This window comes from Prevotella sp. KH2C16, assembly GCF_900113305.1.
In the GTDB taxonomy this organism is placed as follows: Bacteria; Bacteroidota; Bacteroidia; order Bacteroidales; family Bacteroidaceae; genus Prevotella.
In genome coordinates this window covers 83,617-109,149 of record NZ_FOOW01000008.1, presented here as the reverse complement: position 1 = coordinate 109,149, position 25,533 = coordinate 83,617, and the positions used below count along the sequence as shown (strand labels likewise).

The 25,533-nt window shown below is 53.6% G+C and carries 26 protein-coding genes; 17 read left to right on the top strand and 9 right to left on the bottom strand.

Translation table 11 applies throughout. From position 1 onward, the window contains the following. Positions 1-5: 5 nt before the first annotated feature. The 6 genes from BM114_RS07490 to BM114_RS07465 all read left to right on the top strand — a co-directional run bounded on the left by BM114_RS07490 (position 6) and on the right by BM114_RS07465 (position 8,222). On the top strand, positions 6-1,436 hold the full coding sequence (locus tag BM114_RS07490) for a TlpA family protein disulfide reductase (RefSeq protein ID WP_177207076.1): 1,431 nt from the start codon (positions 6-8) through the stop codon (positions 1,434-1,436). Positions 1,437-1,563: 127 nt separating this feature from the next. Next, on the top strand, positions 1,564-2,985 hold the full coding sequence (locus BM114_RS07485; protein ID WP_092112009.1) for a TlpA family protein disulfide reductase: 1,422 nt from the start codon (positions 1,564-1,566) through the stop codon (positions 2,983-2,985). Between the two features lie 142 nt (positions 2,986-3,127). Beyond that, positions 3,128-3,685, top strand: coding sequence for an RNA polymerase sigma-70 factor (locus tag BM114_RS07480; RefSeq protein WP_092112007.1), 558 nt, complete (start codon positions 3,128-3,130; stop codon positions 3,683-3,685). 22 nt (positions 3,686-3,707) lie between these two features. Next, positions 3,708-5,888, top strand: coding sequence for an alpha/beta hydrolase family protein (locus BM114_RS07475; RefSeq protein WP_092112005.1), 2,181 nt, complete (start codon positions 3,708-3,710; stop codon positions 5,886-5,888). Between the two features lie 10 nt (positions 5,889-5,898). After that, on the top strand, positions 5,899-7,074 hold the full coding sequence (locus BM114_RS07470) for a S41 family peptidase (RefSeq protein WP_092112003.1): 1,176 nt from the start codon (positions 5,899-5,901) through the stop codon (positions 7,072-7,074). After that, complete coding sequence (locus BM114_RS07465) at positions 7,071-8,222, top strand: TlpA disulfide reductase family protein (RefSeq protein WP_092112001.1); 1,152 nt, start codon at positions 7,071-7,073, stop codon at positions 8,220-8,222. Before BM114_RS07470 ends, BM114_RS07465 begins: the two co-directional genes overlap by 4 nt. 12 nt (positions 8,223-8,234) lie before the next feature. On the opposite strand, the gene BM114_RS07460 is transcribed toward BM114_RS07465, so the two are convergent. Then, positions 8,235-9,551 carry a hypothetical protein gene (locus tag BM114_RS07460; protein WP_092111999.1) on the bottom strand — a complete coding sequence of 439 codons (1,317 nt, stop codon included), beginning with the start codon at positions 9,549-9,551 and terminating at the stop codon, positions 8,235-8,237. 575 nt (positions 9,552-10,126) lie between these two features. Here BM114_RS07460 and BM114_RS07455 point away from each other — a divergent pair. Together BM114_RS07455 and BM114_RS07450 are read left to right on the top strand one after the other, a co-directional pair. After that, complete coding sequence (locus tag BM114_RS07455; RefSeq protein ID WP_092111997.1) at positions 10,127-11,527, top strand: GDSL-type esterase/lipase family protein; 1,401 nt, start codon at positions 10,127-10,129, stop codon at positions 11,525-11,527. Beyond that, positions 11,524-13,011 (top strand): MBOAT family O-acyltransferase, encoded by a 1,488-nt coding sequence (locus BM114_RS07450; protein ID WP_369808410.1) that lies wholly within the window; start codon positions 11,524-11,526, stop codon positions 13,009-13,011. The genes BM114_RS07455 and BM114_RS07450 overlap by 4 nt, the downstream gene beginning before the upstream one ends. Before the next feature lie 86 nt (positions 13,012-13,097). On the opposite strand, the gene BM114_RS14115 is transcribed toward BM114_RS07450, so the two are convergent. Together BM114_RS14115 and BM114_RS14110 are read right to left on the bottom strand one after the other, a co-directional pair. Further along, positions 13,098-13,361 (bottom strand): hypothetical protein, encoded by a 264-nt coding sequence (locus BM114_RS14115; RefSeq protein WP_143089281.1) that lies wholly within the window; start codon positions 13,359-13,361, stop codon positions 13,098-13,100. Between the two features lie 17 nt (positions 13,362-13,378). Beyond that, positions 13,379-13,705: a hypothetical protein gene (locus BM114_RS14110; protein WP_143089280.1), complete on the bottom strand. Its 327-nt coding sequence runs from the start codon at positions 13,703-13,705 to the stop codon at positions 13,379-13,381. A gap of 378 nt (positions 13,706-14,083) precedes the next feature. Here BM114_RS14110 and BM114_RS07435 point away from each other — a divergent pair, with 378 nt between their 5' ends. The 9 genes from BM114_RS07435 (at position 14,084) to BM114_RS07395 (ending at position 20,663) form a co-directional block, all read left to right on the top strand. Further along, the gene (locus BM114_RS07435) at positions 14,084-14,644 is read left to right on the top strand and encodes a sugar O-acetyltransferase (protein ID WP_092111992.1); all 561 of its coding nucleotides are present in this window, start codon (positions 14,084-14,086) and stop codon (positions 14,642-14,644) included. Then, positions 14,641-15,354: a M15 family metallopeptidase gene (locus BM114_RS07430; protein WP_092111990.1), complete on the top strand. Its 714-nt coding sequence runs from the start codon at positions 14,641-14,643 to the stop codon at positions 15,352-15,354. The genes BM114_RS07435 and BM114_RS07430 overlap by 4 nt, the downstream gene beginning before the upstream one ends. Positions 15,355-15,359: 5 nt before the next feature. Further along, a complete protein-coding gene (locus BM114_RS07425; RefSeq protein WP_092111988.1) occupies positions 15,360-16,028 on the top strand; it encodes a hypothetical protein in 669 nt (222 codons plus the stop codon). A 30-nt stretch (positions 16,029-16,058) separates the two neighbouring features. Continuing rightward, positions 16,059-16,880 carry a carboxypeptidase-like regulatory domain-containing protein gene (locus BM114_RS07420; protein WP_255406462.1) on the top strand — a complete coding sequence of 274 codons (822 nt, stop codon included), beginning with the start codon at positions 16,059-16,061 and terminating at the stop codon, positions 16,878-16,880. A gap of 61 nt (positions 16,881-16,941) precedes the next feature. Beyond that, on the top strand, positions 16,942-17,244 hold the full coding sequence (locus BM114_RS07415) for a hypothetical protein (protein WP_092111986.1): 303 nt from the start codon (positions 16,942-16,944) through the stop codon (positions 17,242-17,244). Positions 17,245-17,316: 72 nt separating this feature from the next. Further along, positions 17,317-17,817 (top strand): DUF4251 domain-containing protein, encoded by a 501-nt coding sequence (locus tag BM114_RS07410; RefSeq protein ID WP_092111983.1) that lies wholly within the window; start codon positions 17,317-17,319, stop codon positions 17,815-17,817. Beyond that, positions 17,814-18,932 (top strand): energy transducer TonB, encoded by a 1,119-nt coding sequence (locus BM114_RS07405; RefSeq protein WP_092111981.1) that lies wholly within the window; start codon positions 17,814-17,816, stop codon positions 18,930-18,932. Before BM114_RS07410 ends, BM114_RS07405 begins: the two co-directional genes overlap by 4 nt. Before the next feature lie 5 nt (positions 18,933-18,937). Next, positions 18,938-19,726, top strand: a complete 789-nt coding sequence (locus BM114_RS07400) for a glycoside hydrolase family 25 protein (protein ID WP_255406460.1) — start codon at positions 18,938-18,940, stop codon at positions 19,724-19,726. A gap of 424 nt (positions 19,727-20,150) precedes the next feature. Then, on the top strand, positions 20,151-20,663 hold the full coding sequence (locus BM114_RS07395) for a toxin-antitoxin system YwqK family antitoxin (protein ID WP_092111979.1): 513 nt from the start codon (positions 20,151-20,153) through the stop codon (positions 20,661-20,663). Between the two features lie 132 nt (positions 20,664-20,795). On the opposite strand, the gene BM114_RS07390 is transcribed toward BM114_RS07395, so the two are convergent. The 6 genes from BM114_RS07390 to BM114_RS07365 form a co-directional block, all read right to left on the bottom strand. Continuing rightward, positions 20,796-21,545, bottom strand: a complete 750-nt coding sequence (locus BM114_RS07390; RefSeq protein ID WP_092111978.1) for an exodeoxyribonuclease III — start codon at positions 21,543-21,545, stop codon at positions 20,796-20,798. A gap of 46 nt (positions 21,546-21,591) precedes the next feature. Then, a complete protein-coding gene (gene folE / locus BM114_RS07385; protein ID WP_092111976.1) occupies positions 21,592-22,185 on the bottom strand; it encodes a GTP cyclohydrolase I FolE in 594 nt (197 codons plus the stop codon). A 2-nt stretch (positions 22,186-22,187) separates the two neighbouring features. Beyond that, positions 22,188-22,838: an SPOR domain-containing protein gene (locus BM114_RS07380; protein WP_092111974.1), complete on the bottom strand. Its 651-nt coding sequence runs from the start codon at positions 22,836-22,838 to the stop codon at positions 22,188-22,190. Positions 22,839-22,910: 72 nt separating this feature from the next. Continuing rightward, complete coding sequence (tpiA, locus tag BM114_RS14720; protein ID WP_092111972.1) at positions 22,911-23,666, bottom strand: triose-phosphate isomerase; 756 nt, start codon at positions 23,664-23,666, stop codon at positions 22,911-22,913. Further along, entirely contained in the window at positions 23,641-24,978 is a 1,338-nt protein-coding gene (locus tag BM114_RS14715) for a BT_3928 family protein (RefSeq protein ID WP_092111970.1), read from the bottom strand. The genes tpiA and BM114_RS14715 overlap by 26 nt, the downstream gene beginning before the upstream one ends. Next, the gene (locus tag BM114_RS07365) at positions 24,971-25,519 is read right to left on the bottom strand and encodes a DUF1599 domain-containing protein (RefSeq protein ID WP_092112072.1); all 549 of its coding nucleotides are present in this window, start codon (positions 25,517-25,519) and stop codon (positions 24,971-24,973) included. Before BM114_RS07365 ends, BM114_RS14715 begins: the two co-directional genes overlap by 8 nt. Between the last annotated feature and the right edge of the window lie 14 nt (positions 25,520-25,533).

Genomic DNA, 25,533 nt, shown 5'->3' with positions numbered 1-25,533 from the left:
TGACGGTGAGAACAATTATTTCTTCGCTCCTGTTGGTCTTAATGTTTACAAGCCGGAGCTTTGCTTCCAACGGGCAAGGGTTTCAGCCCTTTTATGAGAGTAATCAATTTGAAGTAGAACAGAAGGGTAGCGAGGAACTGCGTCTTCTCAATCTTTATAGTGATTTTCTATTTAAGAAGAACGATCCGGCAAAGGCTGACAGCATACGCAAGTTGTCTATAAAGTTGTATCCTCATGGTATACTTGCACGGCGTGAATTCCTCACCAAGGTGCAGTCATTGTCGGGCGACGATCTTGTGAAGGCTGTCAAGGTAATGAGGAAAAAATTCCCCGTTACTGAGGCTTATAAGACCCAGGATGCCGACACTCATTTCTTTCTCTATGCCAATGTCTACAAGCATTTATGCGAACAACTCTTCAGGGAACACAAGTATTTCGACATTGAGCAGTTGCTGCCCGACATGAATCTCTCCATGCTTTCTGATGCCTATCTCCACGGTCCTCAGCAGGCTCTGAAGTTTGAAACTGATCCTAAGGAATACGAGCCTCTTGCCAAGGCTTTTGTAGACGAGATGGAGCGCAAGGCTGGCTCGTCAGAGCCCACGGTGATATTTGCCAAATGCGTGTATGTGGTGATTGCTTGCCGCGCCGAGAAGTATCAGGAGGCAGTAAATTGCATGAACTCTATTTCCAAGGATCATCGCTTTACAACTGATTCACATGCAAATGAGGCTTATATTGTGAGTCAGCAGCAGCTTGGCCACCAGAATGAGGCTCTGGCTGCTATGAAAGCGTCGGTAGAGAATTCCAAGATGACTACAGCTGTATATGATATGCTCCATAGGTATTATGATAGACATGAGACTGCTAACTTCAAGACTTTCGACAGCTATGTGGCCTCTCTGAAGTCGGAAGCCAACATTGAGATACTTATGAAGGAGGTAAAATCTCAGATGGTGGATGAGCCTTTCGAGCCTTTCTTGCTTAAGGGGCTTGTAGATGCTGCTGACATCAACTCTGCCAATTTCCGTAAGGGCGAAATAGTAATTCTTGATTTCTGGGCAACTTGGTGTGCTCCCTGCATTGCTGCACTTGAAGGTATGCAGATGGCTGTAAACCGGTACAAGAATAATAAAGGTGTGAATTTCTATTTCGTTGTAACACAGGATCATCCTACGGCCGACGAGGTAAGACCTTTCTGGCAGAAGAAGGGCTATCACGACATGCCTGTGATGATAGACGGAGGCGGAACAGGTAGGGGACGCGATAATGCCGAAGTCTACAGCACCCTCTTTCCAAAGTCGTCGGGTATTCCGCAAAAGGCAATCCTCAAGGATGGACGGATACGCTACCGCGCAAGCGGCTATAAGGGAAGTCCCAGTGGGCTGATGGATGAAATCTCTGCAGTAATAGAGATTCTGGAGAAAGAAAAATAGCAATCCATTTGCAAAAGATCTTCTTTTTCGGGTGGGAAAAGTTGCTCCTTTCAGTACTATTTATTGTAATTTATTACCATCTTATTGAATTAAAACTATACCTTTGCATCAAAGTTTAGACAAAAAGATGAAAAAGAAAATTTTGTTAATCCTTGTATTGGGTTTTGCATTCGGCATGATAGTGAGTGCCCAGAAGCATAAAGTTTCCCAAGAACAGGAGATGATCAACCAGTATTTTGACCTTCAGTATAAGCAGGGCGACAGCGCGGGTGCCGAAAAGGTAAGGGCTAAGATTCTGAAGAAGTTTCCTCGAGGTAAGTTCGCGCGCCGTCAGGAGGCAGAAGGTTTGGCAAGGTTGCAGGGAGAGGAATTCTTCGCTGCAGCGGATAAATTCCGTAAAGACTTCCCCGTTGCCGACTTTTACAAGGCTCCGGACGACCAGGGATTTGTGTATGTCAACTTCTATAATGGCTATATCCGTGCACTCTGGAGCCAGAAGAAATATGACAAGCTGAAGGAGGTTCTTCCGGAATGTGAGTTCGGCATGGTGTCCGATCTCTATCAGCACAGCGTGATGTGGCTCGTGCAGAAAGCCCCCACCGACCCCAGGGAGTATGCGGAGATGTCCAAGGTCATGCTCGACGAGATGATCAGGAAGGCTCCTGTATGGGTGGACATGTATCAGACGGGGCAGAAGCCTTATCGCTCGCAGGAGCAGCAGCTGTGGTATTACCTCGCGGTGGAGACGGAGATTCTTGCCAAGAGCGGTCAATATCAGGAGGCTCTCAGCTATATGGACAGGATTCCGGCCGATGAGCGTTTCAATCAATATGCCCAAGGCAATCAGGCTTATTATGAAAGTCTGAAGGCATTGGGGAGAAACGACAATGCCGCAAAAGCCTTGGAGGGCTCTGCCTCTACAGGACTGATGACGAGCGATTTGTTCAAGGCTCTTCGCGGGCACTATGACGAATTGTCGTCGAAGCCGAAGCCCACCTTTGATGAATACTTTGCTTCTCTGAAGTCGGACAAGGCTCGTGAGAACCTTACGCGGGAAGTGATGCAGGGCATGATGGAGGAGGATTATCCGGCTTTTGAGATGGAGTCTATCAGAGGAGGGAAAGTTAAGTCTGCCGATTTCAAGAAAGACGAGATTGTGGTTCTCGACTTCTGGGCCACCTGGTGTGCCCCTTGCATCGCCGCCATGGAAGGCATGCAGATGGCTGTCAACAAGTATCAGACCGACCAGCGGGTGAAATTCTATTTTGTCTGCACCCAGGATGCCCGGGATGATGCCCGCGTGGGAAGGGTCTTCCAGCGGAAGCATCTTGACTCGCAGAAGATGGAGGTGCTCTATGACCATGCGGCTCCGGGTAAAGATGAGCCGGATGCGGTCTACAGAAGTATCATCAAGGGTACATCCGGTATTCCCCAGAAGGCTGTTTTGAAGAATGGCAAGGTGCGCTATATTGCCGAAGGCTACGGAGGGAGTCCGAGCGGCCTGATGGATGAAATATCGGCAGTAATAGAGCTGTTGAAGGCAGAATAAGATAATAATAGGTTCAGAAAAAGCATATAAAAGTGATAAATTGAAACTTTTATATGCTTTTTTGGAATTAAGGCCTGTTTTGTTTGTGGTATTACTAAAAAACCATTACCTTTGCACGGGAAAAAGATTGTAGCGAGAGAACATGGAAAGATTTTCCGAAGAAAAGACTTTGATAGACGCCCTTCGTCAAGGTGATGAGGAGGCTTATGTCTTTCTCTTCGACAGTTGGTATGATGTGCTTGCCAACTATGCGTTTCGATTGTTCAAGGACATGGAGGCCGCAAGCGACATCGTGCAGTCTCTTTTCTGCAAGATGTATGAAAACCGGGCATCGCTCTCGATAGCTTCCTCTCTGAGGGCTTACCTTTACACTTCCATCTATCATCTTTGTTTGAACGAGCTCCAACACCAGAAAGTGGTTGCCAGTTATAGTAATGATGTGCGTAACTTCTTCTCTACGGAGGTCTTGCAGACGCCCGAGGCAGAGCTGAACCTCATCGACCAGGATTTGGAAGCCCGCCTCCACAGGGCCATCTCGCTGTTGCCGGAGAAGTGCCGGGAGGTCTTTCTCTGCAGCCGTGAGGACGGCCTTTCCTATAAGGAAATAGCCGAAAAGCTGGACATCTCGGTGAAAACGGTCGAGGTTCACATCAGCAGGGCTCTTTCCCTGCTGCGGACGGAGCTCGGAAACTTATTGTAATTCATTAAAACAACACGCAGACATGTATAGAAGAGCAATCGCGTTTCTCCTTCTTTTGTCGTCTATTCTTCCCCTTCTGGCCCAGAAGAGGGCTATGACCGTCGGCGACATTCCCAGCTGGAGGATGGTGGGCGATATCGGCATAACGGACGACGGCAACTGGATCAATTACAGTTACCGCCGCCTCTACACTCAGAATCCTGATACGGTGTACCTCTACGAAGTGAAGACGGGCAGGCTTCAGACCATGACGCAGGACGCTTTCTATAAGTGGCGGGCCGAAGAATGGCAGCGCACCCATCCCCAGAGTCAGAACCAGGGTGGCACACAGGGCGACAAGAGCCAGACTTCCCCTCATTTTGACTTCTCTCAGGTGAAGGGCCTTCCTGCCGACTACAAGCTGTCGGAGCAGGGCTCGCGCATCGTGAATGCGGGTGGCCTCATCATCCTTGCCCGCGAACAGGACTGGAATCAGCCGTCTCCCAAGGCGGAGGAGGATTCCCTCCATCTGGAGCTCTGGAAGTGGGACGAGCCCCTTTCGCCCCGAAGGCGCGACAGGCTCTACCCCAAGGTCTCGGAGAATACATATTTATATGATGTGAAGTCGCGGCAGCTTGTGATGGTTCCGACGGTCGGAATGACGGAAGTCTATTTCCCCGACGGCGGTCAGGTCTATGGAGGCATCGCGGTCGACAGGCATCCTTACGACAAGGAAACCGACTGGATTCTCGAGGCGAAGCAGGATGTATATTACTTTGGGACGGACGGGAGCATGAAGAAGGTCGTCTCCCATCAGTGCGCCTACCCGGAGTTCAGTCCCGACGGGAGGTATGCCGTGGTCTACACTCCCGACTCCCAATCGTGGATAAGCATAGACATGAGGGACGGAACAGTTACCGATATCACCAAGGGAAAGATTCCCTATCCGCTCTATGACGAGGAAAGCGACTATCCGTTTGCGCCCAAGCCTTACGGCCATGGCAATTGGGACAAGGACAACCGGCGGGTGGTCATCCGCGACCGGTACGACTTCTGGTCGGTGAGCCTCGACGGCAAGGGGGATGCGGAGTGTCTTACCAAGGGCTACGGTAGGAAGCACAAGGTGCGGCTTCGCTATAACGACAAGGGCTTTTCCACGCCGGATGTTACTTATCTGGACGGCTTCAACGAGCATTCCAAGACCCGCGGCTTCTATGCCCTGCAGCGGGGACGCGTGAGAAAGCTGGTTGCCGACGACCGGTATAATTACCGTCTGGAGTGCGCCACGAAGGATTTAAGCCGTGTGGTATGGTCAAGGGAGAACTTCTCCGAGATGAAATATTTGCTCAGCGACAGGGAATTCCGCAATCCCCGACTGCTCACGGATGTAAACGAGCCGGTGAAGAATATCCGCCGGGGAACTTCGCGCGTCTATTCCTGGCGCCTTCCTGACGGGACGCTGAACGAGGGCGTGCTCTATCTTCCCGACGATTTCCAGAAAGGAAAGCCCCGCCCCATGCTCGTCAACTATTATGAGAGGGAGACCGAAGGCACCCACGCCTACAAGGTTCCCGAGTATGTGAGTGCGTTTTTCGACATTCCCTATTGCGTGAGCAACGGCTATGTGGTCTTCCAGCCGGACATAACCTGCAAGGTGGGCATGCCCGGCGAGAGTGCGATGGAAACCGTGGTGAGCGGAGTGAAGCAGCTCGTCAGGGACGGCATTGCCGACGAGCGGCGCATAGGCATCAACGGGCACAGCTGGGGCGGATACATCACCAACTTCCTCGTAACCCACACCGATATGTTCGCCTGTGCCTCCCCGTGCTCCGCGGTGAGTGATGACATCTCCGATTACCTCATGCTCCGGGGCACGGGACAGCCCAACATGTACTTCGAGGAGGACTCTCAGGGGCGACTGGGAAAGACCCTTTGGGAGGACAGGGACATGTATATCCGAGAGTCGCCCATCTTCGAGGCCGACAAGGTGAACACCCCTCTGCTCATCGTGCACGGCGAGCAGGATTCCAGCGTGCGGGCAGACCAGGGCTTCAACATGTTCTTCGCCATGCGTCGACTGAACAAACCGGCGTGGATGTTGAACTATCGCAGGGAGGGACACCAGTATGCCAGCACCGCGGTCTGCAAGGACCTGACGGTCCGGATGATGCAGTTTTTCGACCATTACCTCAAGGGAGCTCCTGCTCCCGACTGGATGAAATAACATAAAGAATATGAAGAAAACGACTATAACATTTCTGCTGGCGCTCCTGCTGGTGCCGGCCGCAGCTCAGGACAGCCCCGAGGAGAAGTTGAACATGACGATGTATGCCATCATGAACATGTATGTAGACTCCGTTCCGAAGGGGCCTTTCACCGACGAGCTCATCGCCAAGGCCATGAAGAGCCTCGACCCTTATTCGGCCTATCTGACGCCCGAGGAGGCGCGTGCCAACGAGAATGCCCTCCTCGACGGCCCCACCGCCATGGCGCACCAGTATATGCAGCGGGGCATGTCCACCGTCCGCCAGGCCTATATGCTCGACAAGTCGACGGGCTATATCTCGGTTTCCATGTTCTCGGAAACCACCGTGGCCGACTTCCGCAACGCCCTCGCCTCCCTGAAGAAGCAGGGGCTGAAGTCGCTCGTCATCGACCTGCAGGGCAATCCGGGCGGCTTCTTCGACGCGGCGGTTGACCTTGCCGACGAGTTTATCGACGGCGACAAGGTGCTCGTTACCACCCAGGGAGCTCACATCCCGACCGAGGTGCGTCGGGCTAAGAACAAGGGAATGTTCGAGAAAGGCAGGGTGGCCGTGCTTGTAAACAGGCAGACCATGTCGGCAGCCGAGGTCTTCACGGCCGCCATGAGCGACTGGAACCGGGCGGTGATAGTGGGTCAGCCCACCTTCGGAAAGGCACTCATCCAGCAGACGATGCCGTTCAATGACGGCTCGGCAATCCGTCTTTCCGTGGCCAGATACCTCACCCCCAAGGGCAATATCATTCATGGAGTGGGGGTAAAGCCCCAGGTTGAGGCTGTCGCCGACACCACTTTCCAGACCAACTGGTACTATATGCTTGCCATGGCGGGCGTCCAGAAAAGCGTCGCTGCCAAATATGCCGAGACGATGGGGGAGCAGCTGAAGCGGAGATTCAAGACCTCGGCCGACTATTTTAGCAGGTTTGAGGACCAGGCGCAGTTGATGAACGCCGTGAGGCAGACCGCCGAGCAGGCGGGCATTCCCTATGACGAGGCTGAATATCAGCGGTCGGAAGCCAGCGTTTATGTCCAGTTGAAGGCCTTGATCGGCCGTCAGCTTTATCCGGCCGACACAACCCTTTATTACCGGATTCTCAATACTCGCAACCAGCCTTTGCAGCGAGCCATGGAGGCCCTGAAGCGATGAAACAGTTCCTTTTAGTGCTTTTCTCCTTGCTGTCGGCGACTGCCACGGCTCAGGACTTCCGCCTGCACGCCAGTCTGAACACCCGTGAATGCGACGGAGTCTATATCTATCTTGTCAAGGCGGGCGTTGCCGACCCTCGCTATCAGGAGAAGGTGGACAGCGCGAAGATTGCCGGCGGCCAATTCTGCTTTGCCCTCCCGGCTCCCGCCGAGCCTTATCTGGCACGGCTCGTGCTGCCCGAGAAGGCTTTCCATGAGAACTATGCCGTGCCTGATTTGCAGGTAATCGTGGAGCCTGGCTACATCACGCTCGACTATGACGATTTCAAGACCATCCTCAAGGGAGGGGTGCTGAATGAGGAGTTGGGGCGGATTCTCCGGCATGAGAACGACATCCGCGACTCGGCCATGGCACTCAATCGGCAGCGCGATGCCTACGAGAAGGCTCACGGATATTCCGACGCATATAACGGGCAGCTGAATGCCCGCCTGCAGAAGTTGTGGCAGGCAGTCCGCCCCGACTATTATTCGTTTATCCGCGGGAACATCCGGAATGAGGTGGGGGCAGCCTTTTTCTATTCCTTCGGCGAGGATTATTATCCCCGTGAGCTGTATCAGGAGCTCTCGGCGGCCGTCAGTCCTGTCTACAGGGAGCGTTACGAGGCTCGCATGGCGGCAGCCCGAAAGCGGGAGGAAGAGACCGTGGCGGCCCGCAATGCCACCCGGGCAGGAGCCCGATTCCGCGATTTCAGCTCGAAGACCGCCGACGGCAAGGCGGTTCGTTTCTCGGATTTCGTGAAGGGCAAGGCCGTCCTGCTCGATTTCTGGGCAAGCTGGTGCGTGCCCTGCCGGCAGGAAATCCCGTTTGTGAAGGAGCTCTACCGAAAGTATCACGACCGCGGATTCAATGTGGTGAGCGTGTCGCTCGACCAGAACAGGGCGGCATGGCTCAAGGCTGTCGACAAGGAGCATATGCCCTGGCCGCAGTGGTCTACGGTGGAGGGATTCGACTGTGAGGCCGCCAGGGCCTATGCCGTGCAGGCCATTCCCTTCGTGGTTCTCATGGACGGGAAGGGCAACATCGTGCAGGTAAACCTGCATGGGGCAACGCTCGAGAAGGCCGTCAAGGCTCTGGCTGAAGTGCCCTGAACCGGCAGAGGGTCAGTCTTCGTATATCTGGGATCCCCTCTCTATGACGAATCTCACGCTGTTTTTGCCGTCGCCTGAGGTCTTGAAGAGCATTTTACCAAAGAGGTAAGTGCTTGCAGGCTCATCGTCTATCGTGGGAACCGTCCACCCTGTCATGCCCTTGAGGGACCTCATAGCCTCGGCGGCGAAGGGGTTTGTCAGGTCGGCAGCCACCTCTATGGAGGCCAGCGAGCCGTCTTCGTTCAACAGCAATGCTACGGGGAGCGTGGCGCTACGACCCGTCTTGGTCGCGTCTGCGGGATAAACGGCGTTCTCGATAATGTAGTTGTCCAAGTTTTCTTGCCCGCCCCGATAGAGCACCTTGTCGTCGGCAAAGTAGATCGGATGGCGGTACAGTCTTTCTGCGCCGGGCGGCACATTCCTCACATCGACTATGCGGTAGCTTCCGGCAGCCTTCTCCACCTTTATATACTGAAAGTATCTGCGGGCGGGGGCGTTGCCGCGCAGGCAATACCAGCCAGCCTCCCACAGGCTGTATATCGAGTAGCTTGGGCGCCAGTAGCCCTTTGGGGTCAGGTTGCCAATCAGTTCCTGCATCGTGCCCGGGCCGAATTGGCTGTAGATGGGAGTCTCTTCTTTCCTCACCTTCTGGCTCATATAGCTGTTTTCCAGTTGCTTGCGAATCTCCAAGGCATGGGTGTCTATGGTGAGAAAGGTGGAGAAATAGCTCTTGTAGAACGCTTTCACGAATTCATATCCGCCGGTCTGCCGTGTCGGCATGGCTATCGTCCTGGGGTAGAAGACGGTGTCAGAGGCGGCCGTTCCCATCTGTGCGGGCGTTACATAGCCAATCACGCGACGGCCGCTACGGGCGGTTACCATGCATACAGGCACTTGCTCCCATCCCGGTTCATAGTCTCTCTTCCAACTCACCATATACCAGTTGCCTTTAATATGGCATACCCGCAAGGTTTTCAGGAATGTTTCCGACACTTGCTGATTGCGGATGAAGAAGCCGTGGTCGTCTTCATCGGTTACGCTTCGCTCTGCCATCAAGGGCGTGAGATGGGTGTTGTCTAATTTTTTCCATCCCTCGCTGGTGTTGACGGAGCCATTATAGGCCTTCTCGTAATAATCGCGGATGACGCGCATGTCGGCCTCCGTATCAAAGGCTGCGCTGTCTTTGCCCATCGCGATGCTGTCTCCGGTAGAAGCCGGAGGCTCGTCTTGCCCCGCGGGAGATACTGACAAGAGATAGAGCACAAGCCCTACGACGATTACGCCGAGGGCGGAAAGCACGACAATCAGGTCTTTTTTCCTATGTTCCATTTGCGTAAGGTTTATCTGTCGGAAAATGCCCCGTCGTATCCTGACCGCCACGAGGCGACCTGTGGACTGCGTCTGCTACTGCCGGGCAGGGCATGAGTTGTTTGCAAATTTATCTCTTTTTTCTAAAAGTCCATCCCATTCCTGTGGAAAAAAATCATTTTCCAACGAAAAAGCCACTCTAAAGAGGTGCTCTCATTATGGTTTTCTCTTGTCGCTCCGTCCATTCGCTGCCTGTAGGGAATCCGCTGCTTGCTTTTCCGTTTGCGGCTTCCCGTTTGACAAAATCGGCGAAATTGTCAGACAAAATCGCCGATTTTGTCGCATGAAATCGCCGATTTTGTCATCCTTCCGACCGCCTTTGACAACACAGGAGCCCGTCTCTTGCTGAATCAGGGGCTTTTCCTGCCAAGGGCACAAGCCGTTCCTATCCCTCTTGACCTAAATCACCAAGATGGAAAATTATGATTTCCTGTTTGAATTTATGTTGTGATTTGTGGTTTCATTCGCAAAATATTTAGTAATTTTGCATCCGCTCTGGCAGTGGTTGCGAGTGCTCTTAAGGCGAGAAGGAATCGATGAAGCAGTCTTTACGGACATTTGCCCTTGTGGCTATCGTGGTTTTTATATTACTCATGATGCATCAGTTGCCCACGCTCAAGGTGGGTGGAACTGAGCTGCGTCATGTGAATATACTGAGCCAGATACTGCCTCCGATCGAGGAGCGGCAGGTGGATGTGGTTCCTGCGGCAATGCCCCCGAAGCCCCTGGCGGCACTTGACAGCCGGGGTCGGAAAATCAATTTCAAGGAACGATGGCGCAAGGGTGTGGAGCCGATCGTGGATTTCTCTGGTGGAAAGGCCGGCGGAATGGATCATTTCTATGCCATGCTCGACAGCGCGGAGCAGTTGGACAGACCCGTGAGAATCGCCTATTTCGGCGATTCCTACATCGAGGGCGACATCATGACGGCCGACTTGCGCGAGATGTTGCAGGAAAAGTTCGGCGGAAGCGGCGTCGGCTGGCTCGACGCCGGCTCTTCCATCAATGTGCGGAGCCGGCGTTCCATCACGCAGAAGATAAGCGGCTTCACCGAGCATGTGGTCGTGAAGAAGCCCTTTGACGAAGCCAGGGAGGGCATCGCCGAGAAATATTACGATGTCGGCGAGGGCGCTTGGCTGTCCCTTAGCGAGTCGAGGTTCTATCGGCACACTAAGCAATGGACCTCCGCGAAGCTCTTCCTGCGCACGCCATCGTCGGTTACCGTGGAGGCTACGACCTCCGACGGCCGTCGGCAGACGCGTGTCTTCTCGTCGTCGCCGTCGGTGCAGATGTGGAACCTGACGGGAAACATGAGCGGCGTAGACTATCGCTTCAGCCGTGTGGGGAGCGGAACGCTGGTCTATGGCGTGGCCTTGGAGTCGGACGAGGGCGTCGTCCTGGACAACTTCAGCATGCGGGGCTCGTCGGGCATCACGCTTGCCAAGATGCCCGCAGGGATGCTCGAGGACTTCCGCCGCCATCGTCCCTACGACCTCATCATCCTCCAGTTCGGCCTCAACGACGCCGTGGCGGGCAACACGCTGCCGATTCTGGAGCTCTACATGGGGAAGCTGAAGAAGGCCGTAAGCCACCTCAAGGAGTGCTTCCCGGAGGCAAGCATTCTCATCGCGAGCGTTCCCGACCGCGATCAGCGCACCTCCGACGGCATCCAGACCGTGCCGGAGGTGAAGAATCTGGTGCGGTTACAGGAGAAGCTGGCCGCCGACTGCCATGTGGCTTACCTCAATTTCTGGCGCGCCATGGGAGGGCAGAACAGCGTGAAAGCACTCGTAGACAGGGATATGGCCACCAAGGACTATACCCATTTGTCGTTTGGCGGTGGGGCGGTAGTGGCCCGTCGTGTGTATCCATCATTCCTCGGGGGACTGGATAACTATCTGCGGCGACGCAAAATGGAAAAGGAGGCTGCGGAATGAAAGAGCAATTGTGGGACAGAATCGTGGATGTCCTGACCTATAACCCTCAGGAACCAATGATCTTCTCGAGCGGTGTCTTCCTGATACTGTTTCTCTTCTTCTCCTTCATCTATATGTGTCTGGAGCGGAAGATGAACGCCCGGCTGCTCTTCGTAACGCTCTTCTCCTATTATTTCTACTATAAGAGCAGCGGCATGTACTTCTTCCTGCTGGCCGTGGTAACCGTGAGCGACTACCTGATAGCCCGTGCCATCTACCGTTGTCGGGAGAATAAGCGGAAGGGCAGGTGGCTGGTAACGCTGAGCCTTGCCGTAGACCTGGGACTGCTCGGCTACTTCAAATACACCAATTTCTTTGCGGGAATGCTTACGGCGATGGTCGGCGGCAACTTTCAGCCCTGGGATATCTTCCTCCCGGTGGGGATAAGCTTCTTCACATTCCAGAGCTTGAGCTATACCATCGATGTCTACCGGGGCGACCTGAAGCCGCTGCCGCATCTGCTGGACTATGCCTTCTATGTGAGCTTCTTCCCCCAGCTGGTGGCGGGACCCATCGTGCGTGCCCGCGACTTTGCGCCCCAGATACGCAAGCCGGTGGTCATCACGCGCGACATGTTTGCCCGCGGGGTCTATTTCATCTTGATAGGACTGTTCAAGAAGGCGGTCATCAGCGATTATATCAGCCTGAACTTCGTGGACAGAATCTTCGATAACCCCACCTTGTATAGTGGTTTTGAGAACCTGCTGGGCGTCTACGGCTATGCCTTGCAAATCTATTGCGACTTCAGCGGGTATAGTGATATGGCCATCGGAATCGCCCTGTTGCTGGGTTTTCACTTCCCGATGAACTTCAACGCGCCGTATAACAGCTCGAGCATCACCGACTTCTGGCGTCGCTGGCACATCTCGTTGTCCACCTGGATACGCGACTATATCTACATTTCGCTGGGCGGAAACCGGAAGGGGAAGATTCGCCAGTATGTCAATCTGCTGCTGACCATGCTCTTAGGAGGCCTCTGGCACGGGGCGAGCGTCAACTTTGTGGTCTGGGGAGGCATTCACGGACTGGCGTTGGTGGGGCATAAAATCCTCAAGACCGAGGTGCTTCACCACGACCGGCACTACGAAAGCCGGGGATGGAAGCGGGTAGCGGCCGTTATTCTCACCTTCCACTTCGTCTGTCTTACATGGCTGATATTCCGCAACCACACCTTTGCGGGAGCGTGGACGATGCTTTGCCAGATTTTCGGCAACTTCCATCCGGAGCTGATAGGGCAGGTCGTAGTGGGATATAAATATGTTCTTGGCCTGATGCTCTTCGGCTATCTGAGCCATTATCTGCCCGATCGTTGGCAGGAAGGCATCATCTCGTGGATAAAGAAAGGCAATGTGGTGGTCGACGCCTTGCTGATTACGCTGGTCATCTTCATCATCATTCAGGTGAAGAGCAGCACCATCCAGCCGTTCATCTACTTCCAGTTCTGACCGTGTCAGGCCGGGAATGGCTCATAGGCATATGAGTCGGTATAGTTTCGTCGTTTACCTTTCCGCCCCTTGTCTCATGATTCCTGTCAGGCTTGAATGCGGTCTATCCACCTGAGGATGTAGTCGTGGCTGCTGCCATGTTCCGCCTGCAACATGCACCCGAATGCCTCGGCCTTGGCTTGCAGGATGATGTTTCTGGCCTCATTGACATGGCCGTTGTGCAGCAGCGTCATCAGTTGGAGCAGCCCGTCATGCCCTGCCTGACCGTCTTTCTCATCCGGGATGAAAGTTTCTGCGTCCGGATGCTTCTCAAGGAAGCGGTCGGCATCCCGCTCAATCTCCGTAAACACTTCTTGCCAGATCAGGTTTATGGTCTCCGTGGAGAGTCCGGCAGGATTACCCGTAAAGGCATCGTAGGTACCGATTCTTTGTCCGCCGACGGCAAAGGTACCGTTTCCACGCAGACTTTTGGGGCTTCTTTGTTCTCCGGCAGTTCGAAAATATCCCACCACAAGTCGTCCACATAAAGGGGCTTCACCGTCAGGTAGGCTTCCGGCAGACTTAAATGGAATACGGCGAAGTAGTAGCCTTGCGTAATTTTCCAGTTCAAATATCCGCTTTGTCGCCATCCGAAGTCCTTGGAAACATCCTTCCTTTCCCTGTCGCTGACTTTATCAAACTCTTTTCTTGTCATGGTTGCATTGTCGGGGAGATAAGGTCCCGTGCTGCAAAAATAGGTGTTTTTCCGGAGAATTGCAAACAGGCGATTGATTTTGTTTTGCTTTTATGAATGCCCGTTGTCAGGATCGCCGATGTAAAAGACGGCCTCTCGGTTGACAAAATCGGCGATTTTGTGCGACGATTTCGCCGATTTTGTCCTTCAATCTCGCCGATTTTGTCAACCTTGAAGCCGCTGGAAACATTCGCCAAGGCTCTCTCTTGCTTCAGCCTCCGTGGCTCAACGGGTGGCGGGAGGTTTCGGTCTCAGGGAAAATTCGTCTTCCATGCCTTGCGGCAGGGTATTGTTTTTATCGGAAATTATTCGTAACTTTGCGAGGTAAAAGCATCCTACATGAAGGAAATCGAGAAAATGAAAGCCGGACGGCTCTATAGTTTCGCCGACCCGGAGGTGGCGGAGAGCGGGCGGCATGCCGGCAGGCTGTGCGCCCGGCTGCAGACGATGACGGCTCACGAGCCCGACTATCGCAGGGTGATAGAGGAGCTCATCCCGGGCATCCCGCCAGACTCTACCGTGGTGCCGCCCTTCCATTGCGACCACGGCCACGGCATCCACATGGGGCATCACTGCTTTATCAACTACGACTGCGTGTTTCTCGACGGCGGCGGCATCCGCCTCGGCGACCATGTGCTGATAGGTCCCGGCTGCCATATCTATACCCCCGAACACCCGAAAGACTACCGACTGCGCCGACAACCGCAGGAAACCTGCCACGCCGTAACCATCGGCGACGACACATGGCTGGGTGGAAGTGTCGTGGTATGCCCCGGTGTAACCATCGGCAGGCGGTGTATCATCGCCGCGGGGAGCGTCGTCGTCAGCGATATTCCTGACGACTGCATGGCCGCGGGGAATCCTGCGGTGGTAAAGAAACATCTGAATCCAGACCTATGAGACGACTTCTGACATTGCTCCTCGCCGTGATGCTGGCGTCAGCCGTCAGCGCACAGACCGCCCAGCAGGCGCTCCGCGAATGGAAGGCCGGCACCCGGGTGTCGCTGAAAGCCGTTGAGGAATACGGACTGGAGCGGTGCTTCGCCTCGGAGGAGATTCCCGAGAGCGTCTACCGGCGCATGCGGGGCCGCTCGTTCAAGGAGGGAACGGCCGTCAGGCGCGCCGACCTCCGCTATGTGCGCGTGCTCCACTATGACGACGGGGGGCACATCCTGCTCGGCGAACTGGTGTGCAACCGGATGATTGCCGCCGACCTCGTGGAGATTTTCCGGAAACTTTTCGACGCCCGATACCCCATCGAGCGGATGGTGCTCATCGACGATTACAACGCCGACGACGAGCTCTCGATGCGGGCAAACAACACCAGCGCGTTCTGCTATCGCGCCGTCGCCGGCTCCCGGAAGCTGTCGGCTCACTCCCGGGGCATGGCCGTGGACATCAACCCCCTCTACAATCCCTACTACAGAGACCGCAAGGACGGCACCCGGCAGGTGAGGCCTGCCACGGCCGCCGGATACTGCGACCGCAGCAAGCCGTTCGCCTACAAGCTCACGCGGGGCGACCTCTGCCACCGCCTTTTCACGCAGCACGGGTTCCGGTGGGGCGGCAGCTGGCGCAGTTGCAAGGACTTCCAGCACTTTGAGAAATAAGCACCATGAAAAAGATTCTCATCGCCACGGCGGCCGTCCTGCTGCCCCTCGCAGGCTATGCGGCCTATATGCATCTCACCTGGAGAAGTCGCACGGAGGCCAAGGGCAACCGGATTATCGAGCGTATAGAGGCCTTCAAAACTCAGCATGGCCACTATCCCGACGACCTCGGACAGCTCGGAATCCCGCAGAAAGACGAAGGCAATTCGTATGAAGGCGAGACCTTCTACTATGACTGCATGCACGACGGCACCTACCAGCTCTACTTCTCGACCGGTCCCGACGAGAGCTATGTCTACCATTCGCTGCTCCGGGCCTGGATGGACGACTTCTATACCGATCTCGTGCACGAACAAAAAGTGGCTGTCTACCGTCATATCGAGGACTGCTACACGCAAGGACTGATAGACAGCACGGTCTACGACCACGCGAAGCCCAACCTCAAGCGCCTCCGCCCGGAGGGTTCTGGCAGCATTCCCGATTCCCTTGTGCATGCCAGCGACTACTATCAGGACGGCCGACTGGCAGGCGAGGGCTGGATTCTCTTCTATGACGACCCGCAGTCAGATACCGCCGACAGAACCGGCGTATGGACTTTCTTCAGCGAAACGGGCGTCGCCGTGGAGGTCAACTTCGGCAACGGTCAGTCAAGCGGGACGCCCATAAGGGAATGAAAAGTGAAATTCAACTTATAGAAAGCAAACATGAAGCGTATAAAGATTTCGACAACCATCCTCTTCCTTGTCTTAGGCAGTTTATGCAACAAGGCCATCGCCCGGCAGGACAGCGTAACCATCAGCGGAAAGGTTACTGACTTCCAGGGCGTTCCCATCGACAGCTGTTCGGTGATTTGGCAGTCTGTGAGCTTTAACGACATCGCGGAGGCCATTACCGACAGAAGCGGTTTCTATTCCATACGCATTCCTAAGGGCAAGTATCAAAGCATGGCCGCCATATACATTCCATCGTATGAACACGAAGCGGAAAAGGTTGACTTGCCCGACAGTCTTCGCCGTCTGGAGTTCTGGGCATGGAATTTTATAGCAGACAGAGACACCACCGTTGACATCCGCTACCACCGGATGGAGGCCTATGGTATGCGTGTATTCTCCATTCCGGGAGCCGTTCCCGCCTATCAAATCTATGTCAGACCCATGAGCCTGACGCGATTCCATCAATGGATGGAGACTAAGAAGCAGAAGGCTCAACACGGAGAAGACCTCAGCAACGGCACCCTGATGCCGCTTCAGGCAAATGCAGAGTCGCAGAAACTCGCCCCTCCACTCAGTAAATTGCAGATACGAGTGTGGGTTGACGGGGAAGAAGTCAATATACTTCACCGTCAGGAAATAGACGAATATGTCAATGCAAGGGAAAAGATGAACGCCTATCTCGTAACTGTAGGCAGGCCACGCCATTCATCCGGACTTCCCTACAGGGTGTTCAGGATAGAATTAAAAGACTTGGAGAACGGTGATACCGGTGAAGGGCTGTACTATCTGGAGAAAGAATACTATATAAGATAGGTCGCTGTTCAATGAGGAAAAAGACAATCCCTGCTACAGGCCTTCTTGCAAAAGCCCCCTTATGATTCACCTCGAAGACATCTTTCTGACAGCGATATTCATGCTCTTGTTCCTGCTGGCGCTGCCTGCGACCCTCAAGAGGAACAGAAAACTTGGCTACATTCACCTCTGCCTCTTCGCAGCCTACAATGCCGCGTTCTTTTATCTTCTCAACTCCGACTATTCCAAGGAGGGTGTCGGACTCCTCTGGTGGACGCTGCAGCTGGCCGTCATAGCCCTCCATGCCCTCGTGCTCTGGGGAGGAATCGTCTATCGGCTCCTGCATGGCCGCCGGAAAAAACCGCACGACGACGGGCGGGGCTAAGGTTAAAAAAATGCGGAACTCTTGCAAATGTGAAATAAAAATCGTAAATTAGCCCGTAAAAACAGGAGCAAGATGAAGAAACTGATATTACTAACCTTCATGGCGCTGGCCGTGGTTGCTTGTTCCACCACTCGCCTGACGCCCGAAGAGAAGGCCGCGAAGGAGGCCCGGAAGCGGCAGCAGCTGACGGAGAACCTCAACGACCGCCACTTTACCATCCATGTGGACTACATGCAGCCGATGCGCGGGCCGATGAAGCGGCTGACCTCCGACTATGAACTTACCCTGCACGGGGACACCCTGATTTCGTATCTGCCTTATTTCGGCCGTGCCTATAATGTGCCCTACGGCGGTGGCAAGGGGCTGAGCTTTACGACGCTGATAAGAGACTATCAGGTTGTCGAGGGCAGGAAAGACAACTATCTGGTGGAGATAAAGGCACGCAATGAGGAAGATGAGTTTGTCTATAACATCGAGGTGTTCGCCAACGGCAATGCCTCTATCTCGGTACAGGCCCACGAGCGCGACGCTATTCGTTTCACGGGCGCCATGGAATTGGAGGAGCACCGATGAAGAAAATCCTGCTCATGGGCTTGCTACTGGTAGCTGTGAGCACCCATGCCGCACTCAGGAACAGCTGCATCCGCTATCAGAAAGACCACTTCTTCTATCATCGGGGAGAAGAAATGAATGTTATCGATGTAGACCTTGAATGGCCGGAATATGTAGACGGTTTTCAGGTGAAGAACCTGCAGGCCTATCTGGCCGGCATGCTTTTCGGCGCGAAAGGCGAGTTCGATGGGTTCACCAACTGTTATGCGGCCTTCCTGCGGCGCTTCGGAACTCCCGTAACGCAGCAGTTCAAGACCATTCCAGACGACCGGAAGTTCTGCTATGTGGAAGTGAACCTGAAGGAGAAGGGGCATCTCGCAAACCGCTATATCTCCTATGAACTGAGCTACCGGTGCATTCCGGAGAGGCTGTCGACGCAGAAGGGGGACACGGTGAGGCACTATATTACCTACGACCTGCAGCAGCAGCGAGTGTTACGCATGAAAGACCTGATACGCACGCAGCGTCTTGAGAACGGCTATTACGGGGCAGACATGCTTCTCGAGGTGGCACGCAACGCCTCAATAGCCTTCGATGACGACATGGTGGGGGTAACTTTCCTCGACGGATACCTGGCAGACGGCGATCTCTGTTTCGACATGCTGTATATGACGGAGGAAGAGTCTGTACCGTTCACCACGCACCTCAGCACGAAAAACTATCGCTCGCTGCTTACCAAGGAGACTCGAGGTCTTCTGGAAAAGGAAGCCGCACCAGGGCCGGTAGCGGCCGTTCGCAAGGACTCGCTATGGCAGGGAGCCCCTATATATAATAAGGTGGACAAGGCCCCGGAGTTTCGGGGTGGTGCCGAAGGGCTTGCAAGGTTTCTCAAGGCGAATGTGATTTATCCGGCCGAGGTGGCTGCCCGGAAGGTGGGGGGCACGGTGCTGGTGGGATTCGTGATTGCCAAGACCGGCGAAGTGGGGAATGTGAAGGTAATTTCCCCTGTAGATCCGGCACTTGACCGGGAGGCTGTTCGCGTGGTGAAACTCATGCCGAAGTGGGCTCCGGGCGAGCTGAAAGGTGAGCGGGTGGCTACCACCCTGGAGCTGCCTTTCAATTTCCGGCTTAACTGACGCTTATGGAGCACAGACACCACCATCATCACCACCGCAGCTCACGGCGCAAGAAGGCGTTAGGATGGATTCTTGCGATCGTGGCAATTGCTTTCTTTGTCTTCTTGGCAGTAGGGGTATTCTTCAATGATGGGGCCGCCCATTTCCTTACGGGCGGCAGCGAGGAAAGGCGCGGCTCGATGGAGCGGCAGTACGACGGCATCGATGTGTCTCATCATCAGGGTATCATCGACTGGGTGGCGGTGGCACAGGATACGGCTATCCAGTTTGTCTATGTCAAGGCGACGGAGGGCTGTACCCATCTGGATCCCATGTATGAGCGGAATATCCGGGAGGCCAATTTGGTGAGGATGAATGTGGGCTCGTATCACTATCTGACTTCTTCAAGCGCCATCACCAGCCAGTTTTCCCATTTCAAACACCATGTGAAGCTCGAGGAGCAGAAGCTGCGCCCGATGATAGATGTGGAGCCTGAAGGCGTGAAGGGGTGGGGGAAGAAAGCCCTTCAGGACAGCCTGGCCTTGTTCTGCTGGTATGTCAAGAAGCATTACGGTGTTTACCCGGTAATCTACAGTTATGCCAAGTTCTATAATGAGTGGCTCGCCCCGCGTTTCAACCGTTTCAACATCTTTCTTGCTCACTATAGCGAGACAGAACCCGTGGTGGCAGGAGCCGGTGAGCATAATATCTGGCAGCACACCGATCAAGGCTATATTAATGGCATCAAGACAGAGGTGGACTTGGATGTCTTCGCTCAGGGAACTACTCTGACGGATCTTCTGATAAATCAATAGTTTCTTCTTTGATAGGCAAGACAAGGCTTTTACTTCTCAAAGTGTAAACCAAAATAAGGCGTTTCCTTGCCAAATGCTTTACAGATTGTTATCTTAATGACATTGAGGCGTGTATAAATATTTACAATTTAAAGCATTTTATGGGCCTTCTCCTAATTGCCGAAAAGATAGCATCTTAATGATAAAGTGTATCAAAATGTCATTTAGTAGGCGTTTAAACCCGATTTTATGCTATCTATATTTCTTTTTGTCAGTATTATAGGCGATATTGATAAGCTTTTGAGCTTGCTTACCTCTTGTTTGAATATAGGTCTTCGAAATAAAAAAAACTTATAAAATATTGTTAATAAGTTATTGCCATATGAAATAAAATGTATATCTTTGCACTCGAAAATTAAAAAGGAAACCTAAAGTACTGTATAAAATGAGGAAGATTATTCTGTTTTTAATGATGGTTTTGATGACCGTGGCAAGCTACGGCCGCAAGCATGTGAGTCCGGATGCTGTAATTGCTTCTGATACAATTTATTACTCTGCAGACAAGATGAGTGTCTCTGAGCGCGGTAAAGCCGACTATTATCGCCTTCTCATGACCCAGGGGGCAGGTGCTCAGAAGCAGGAGGTTTTCCAAGACTTCTATCTGAATGGGACTCTGAAGGCCGAGGGAGGTTACAATTTCGTAGACCTCGGTAATGACAACAATACAGTTTTCAATGGTGAGGTTACCACCTATTATCCTGATGGCATGCAGAAAACTCACGGCAAGTATGTGAATGGAAAGCGCCAGGGGCATTTTACGGTTCAAATGAGCGACGGCAGTATCGCGGTCATGGAGTTTGCTGATGGTAAGTCTAAATATGATTATTTCGTCGTTACCAGTAAGGACGGCCGCATGGAGAAACGCCCTGTTTCAGAAATCAAATCTCTCTTACAATAATATAACTACTAATCTTAATAGGAAGGAGGGCAACTCGTGAGAGCTGCCCTCCTTTTTTTCTATTGCAAGTAGGCCGAGGTCGGAGTCAGGATAGCCTGTGTGCCTTTCTTCCGCATATGGGGGTGAGTGCCTCTATTTCAAGTCTAATTCTACGGGACAATGGTCACTCCCGAAGATGTCCGTGTGGATTTTGGCCTCTGAAATCCTGCCTTTCAGGCGTTCGGATGTAAGGAAGTAGTCGATGCGCCAGCCCGCATTCTTCTCACGGGCATGGAAACGATAGCTCCACCAGGAGTAGGTTACCTGCTCCGGATGCAGCATGCGGAAGGTGTCGATGAAGCCGTTGCTCAGAATCGTGGTCATCTTTTCGCGTTCCTCATCGGTGAATCCGGCGTTGCGGCGGTTGCTCTTGGGATTCTTGATGTCGATTTCTTCATGAGCTACATTCATGTCGCCGCAGACAATCACGGGCTTTTTCTCGTCCAGTTTATGGAGGTAGCCCTGAAAGTCGGTCTCCCACTGCATGCGGTAGTCCAGTCGGCGCAGTTCATCCTGAGAGTTGGGTGTATAGACGGTAACTAAATAAAACTCTGGCATCTCCAATGTGATGACGCGTCCCTCGTGGTCGTGCAGGTCGATGCCGATGCCGCAAGTTACGCTCTGGGGCTTGTGGCGGGTGTAGATGGCGGTGCCTGAATACCCTTTCTTGTCGGCATAGTTCCAATAAGACTCGTATCCCGGAAATTGCAGATCGAGCTGTCCGGCCTGCATCTTGGTCTCCTGAAGGCAGAAGAAATCTGCGTCCAAGGCTTCAAAACTCTCCTTGAATCCTTTGCCCACACAGGCCCTGAGGCCGTTTACATTCCATGAAATAAACTTCATACCTGATTCTTTTGTGCAATTAAATACTCTTTTGGACCGGCCTTTCTTAGATTCGCCGGGATTCTCCCCGCAGCAGATTCATGAACTCCTCTCGGGTTTTGGCCTGATTGAAAGCCCCGCTGAAGTCGCTCGTCGTCGTAATGGAATTCTGCTTTTCAACACCGCGCATCTGCATGCACATGTGCTTCGCCTCAATGACCACCATCACTCCGAGGGGTTTCAGGGTCTCCTGAATGCAGTCCTTGATTTGCTGGGTCATCCGTTCTTGTACCTGAAGCCGGTGGCTGAAGATGTCGACCACGCGGGCAATCTTGCTCAGCCCCGTGATATACCCATTGGGAATATAGGCTACATGCACCTTTCCGTAAAACGGCAATATATGGTGTTCGCACATGGAAAAGAAGTCAATGTCCTTCACGATGACCATCTGGCTGTACTCTTCCTTGAAGAGTGCGTCGGTGAGCACTTTCTTGGGGTCTTGCGTATAGCCGCGAGTAAGGATCTGCATGGCCTTTGCCACGCGCATGGGAGTCTTCTCCAGTCCCTCACGGTCTACATCTTCTCCGAGCAGGCGGAGTATGTCTTTATAGTGTGCGGCGAGTTCCTCAAGTCCCTCGCGCAGTTCTGTTTCTGGATTCATAGTCAATACTGAACGGTAATCTTGCCCCTGACGATGGTGGCGGCCTTGTATCCCATCTTCTGAATTTCCTTCAGCATCCAGCTGGCTTGCTCGTAACTGCGGTAGTTTCCTACGCGGCATATCCATCTGGGAGAATAGAAATGCACATATACGGGTTGGTCGGGGAACTTCATCTTAATGGCTGTCCGGATGCTTTCTGCCTTCTGGCGGTCGGCACGGGTGTTGCCTCCAGCGAAGGCCTGAACCCTGTATCCGGTAACCTTATAGCTCTTGCGCATCACCTTCTTGCGCATGTCTATGGTGGCAAGTTCTGTCTCGCCCTCTTTTTCTTCTGTCTTTCTGGGCAGGATGGGAGCATCCTTTTCGTGGGGCTTTTCCGTTGTATGGTTTTCTTCTTTGAGGTCCGCTTTCTTGTCTGTCCCGACAGTTGGAGGCTCCTCTGTTTTTTTCGTATTCGGCTTTTCGCCGGCTTTTACATCCTGATTCACTTTTATCCGGCTGCCATTCACTAATTCGTCGATCTCCTTGCTCTGGATAACCGTTACAGTTCCCTGTCCCTTGTTCTTCTGTCGGAGATGGTCAAGATAGGTCTGTGCATCGGCGGCAGCCGTTGAGCATGTGATACATATTAATAATATGACGAAATGTTTCATCTTCTTGTGGTTAGGAAAGTGAGTCCGTGCTTCCCGTTTTAGCACGGGAAGCAGCGGGCTCTTGATGTTGCTTTATTTGTTCCAGGCATCAATGATGCCCTTGAAGTCGGCTGCCTTCAGCGAAGCACCGCCAATCAAGCCGCCGTCGATGTCGGGCTTGGAGAACAGCTCGGGCGCATTGCTCGCCTTACAGCTGCCACCGTAGAGGATGGTTGTGTTGTCGGCAACTGCTGCTCCATATACCTCTGCCACGCACGAACGGATGTAGGCGTGGATTTCCTCCGCCTGCTCGGCCGTTGCCGTCTTGCCGGTGCCGATGGCCCAGATGGGCTCGTAGGCGATGATGATGTTCTTCCACTGCTCTGCCGTGAGGTGGAATACCGAGCCCTCGAGCTCTGCCTTTACGACGGCGTTCTGCTCGTTGGCCTCGCGCTGCGCCAGCGATTCTCCGATGCAGAAGATGACCTTCAGGCCGTTTGCCAGGGCGAGCTCCACCTTTTCCTTGAGGATGGCCGGAGTCTCTTTGTAATACTCGCGGCGCTCCGAGTGGCCGAGGATGACATACTCCGAACCTGTAGACTTTACCATTTCCGCGGATACCTCACCCGTATAGGCACCGCTTGCCTTGTCTGCGCAGTTCTCCGCACCCAGTTCGACGGGAGTACCTTTTACGATTTCTGCAACACTTGCGAGATGGATGAAGGGCGTGCAGATGATGACTCCGCAGTTAGGATTCTTGACTACTTCCGTAAGCTCTTTTGCCAGAGCAACGCCTTCCTGGAGGTTTTTGTTCATTTTCCAGTTACCGGCTACAATCTTCTTTCTCATTTTTTTCTTTTGTTAAAGTTGATATATCATGTTTCAATTTCTCTTGTTTCCTGCGTATCCACTTGCTCCAGGCCCACATGCGGTCGGCAAATGTCAGCAGCAGGAGCGGCAGCACGAACCACAGGAACACCTTGGCTATCTTCTCCGCTACGGCATCCCGGGGCATCTGTCCGATGCCCGACTGCTGGAGCGGGGCGGTCAGTTCACTGCTCTTTGGCAGGAAGTTGTGGCTCCACTTGTTGATGACGGTACCGTCTTTCAGCAGCAGCAGCCCCGGATTGCTCCGTATGATGGTTTTCAGCGTGGTCTCGTCGGTGATGCAGAAAGGGTATTCGGCTCCTGTCAGGTCTGTCCACCGTTGCATGGCATCCTCGCTGCTTGCCGTGAGGCAATAGAACGGGATGCCCTGCTCCTGCGCATATTCGTAGAGTTGGTCGATGTCGCCGAAGTTAGTGTCGTCGGCATTTTCCAGATGGGGTGATATGAGCAAGAAAGTATACCCCTTGTTGTCGAGCACCTTTCGGGTGATGTCTTTTCCGCTCTGGTATTCCTGGATGGAGAAGTCGTGGATAGGGGGCGTGTAGCCTTCTGCCGTCTGCACGGTCTTGGAATCTACGAATTCCCATGTGGAGTCGGGATAGTTTTCGAGCGTAAACTCCTTTGTCTTGCCGTCTTTCCTCATCAGGAAGGTGGTCTCAAACCGCGGCGACGCAGCCCCTTTGGGGATTGCCATTCCCTGCTTGATATTCGCCCCGATGTGATAGGGGCGGAAATCGAATCGCGGCAACTTATAGAGGCTGTAGACGCTCGACAGCAGGATGTAGAGTATCGTGAAGTTGATGACGATCCATTGGTTGCTCTCGGAGATGAACCTGACCATGCGCAGCGGCCATGTGAATATCACGGCGGCGCATGCCAGAAGCACGAGGTTCTTCAGGAGCGTCTCGGTGTTGGTGAGCTTGACGGCATCGCCGAAGCAGCCGCAGTCCTTCACGGGGTTCCAGACGGCGAGCCAGACCGATATCAGCGTCATGACAGCCATGAAGGCGAGCATCACCCTTGAGGTGGCACGGCGGCGGATGTTGAAGAGCACGAATATGCCCAGACAGAATTCCAGGGCCGCCAGAAGCACCGAGATGCCGAGCGTCGCCCAGTCGGGGAGCACCCCCGCAAGCCCCACGGCTTCGAGATAGTCCTGGAGCTTGTATTGGGTGCCCAGCGGATCGATGGCCTTTACATATCCCGAGAATATGAAAGTCAGGGCCAGTATCAGTCGGCACACATTGGTCAATATGGTCTTCAGCCTATTCACTCTCCTTCAGCTTGATGGCTCCGAACACCGAATAGTTGATGATGTCCATATAATTGGCGTCGATGCCCTCGCTCACGAGGGTCTGCCCCTGCAGGTCCTCAATCTCCTTCACGCGCTCTATCTTGGTGAGAATGAAGTCGGTATACGAGCTCACCCGCATGTCGCGCCACGCCTCTCCGTAGTCGTGGTTCTTCTTCAGCATCAGCTCGTAGGCCTCCCGGGCGTGCCGGTCGTAGAGCAAGAGTGCCCCTTCGGGAGTCATGTCTACGGCGTCTACGAAGCCTTTCTCCAGCTGGATGAGTCCCACGATGCCGTAGTTGATGAGGGCGATGAATTCCGGGCGGATGCCTTCTCCCACCAGCGACTCCCGCTTGAGCTCGAGCGAACGGATGCGCTTGGCCTTGATGAAGAGCTGGTCGGTGAGCGACGAGGGGCGCAGGATGCGCCACGAAGCCCCGTAGTCGTGGAGTTTCTTCTCGAAGAGCGACCGGCATTCCCGCATCACGCTCTTAAATTCCTGGTCAGTTTTCTCGTTTGCCATAATCATTGCAAAGT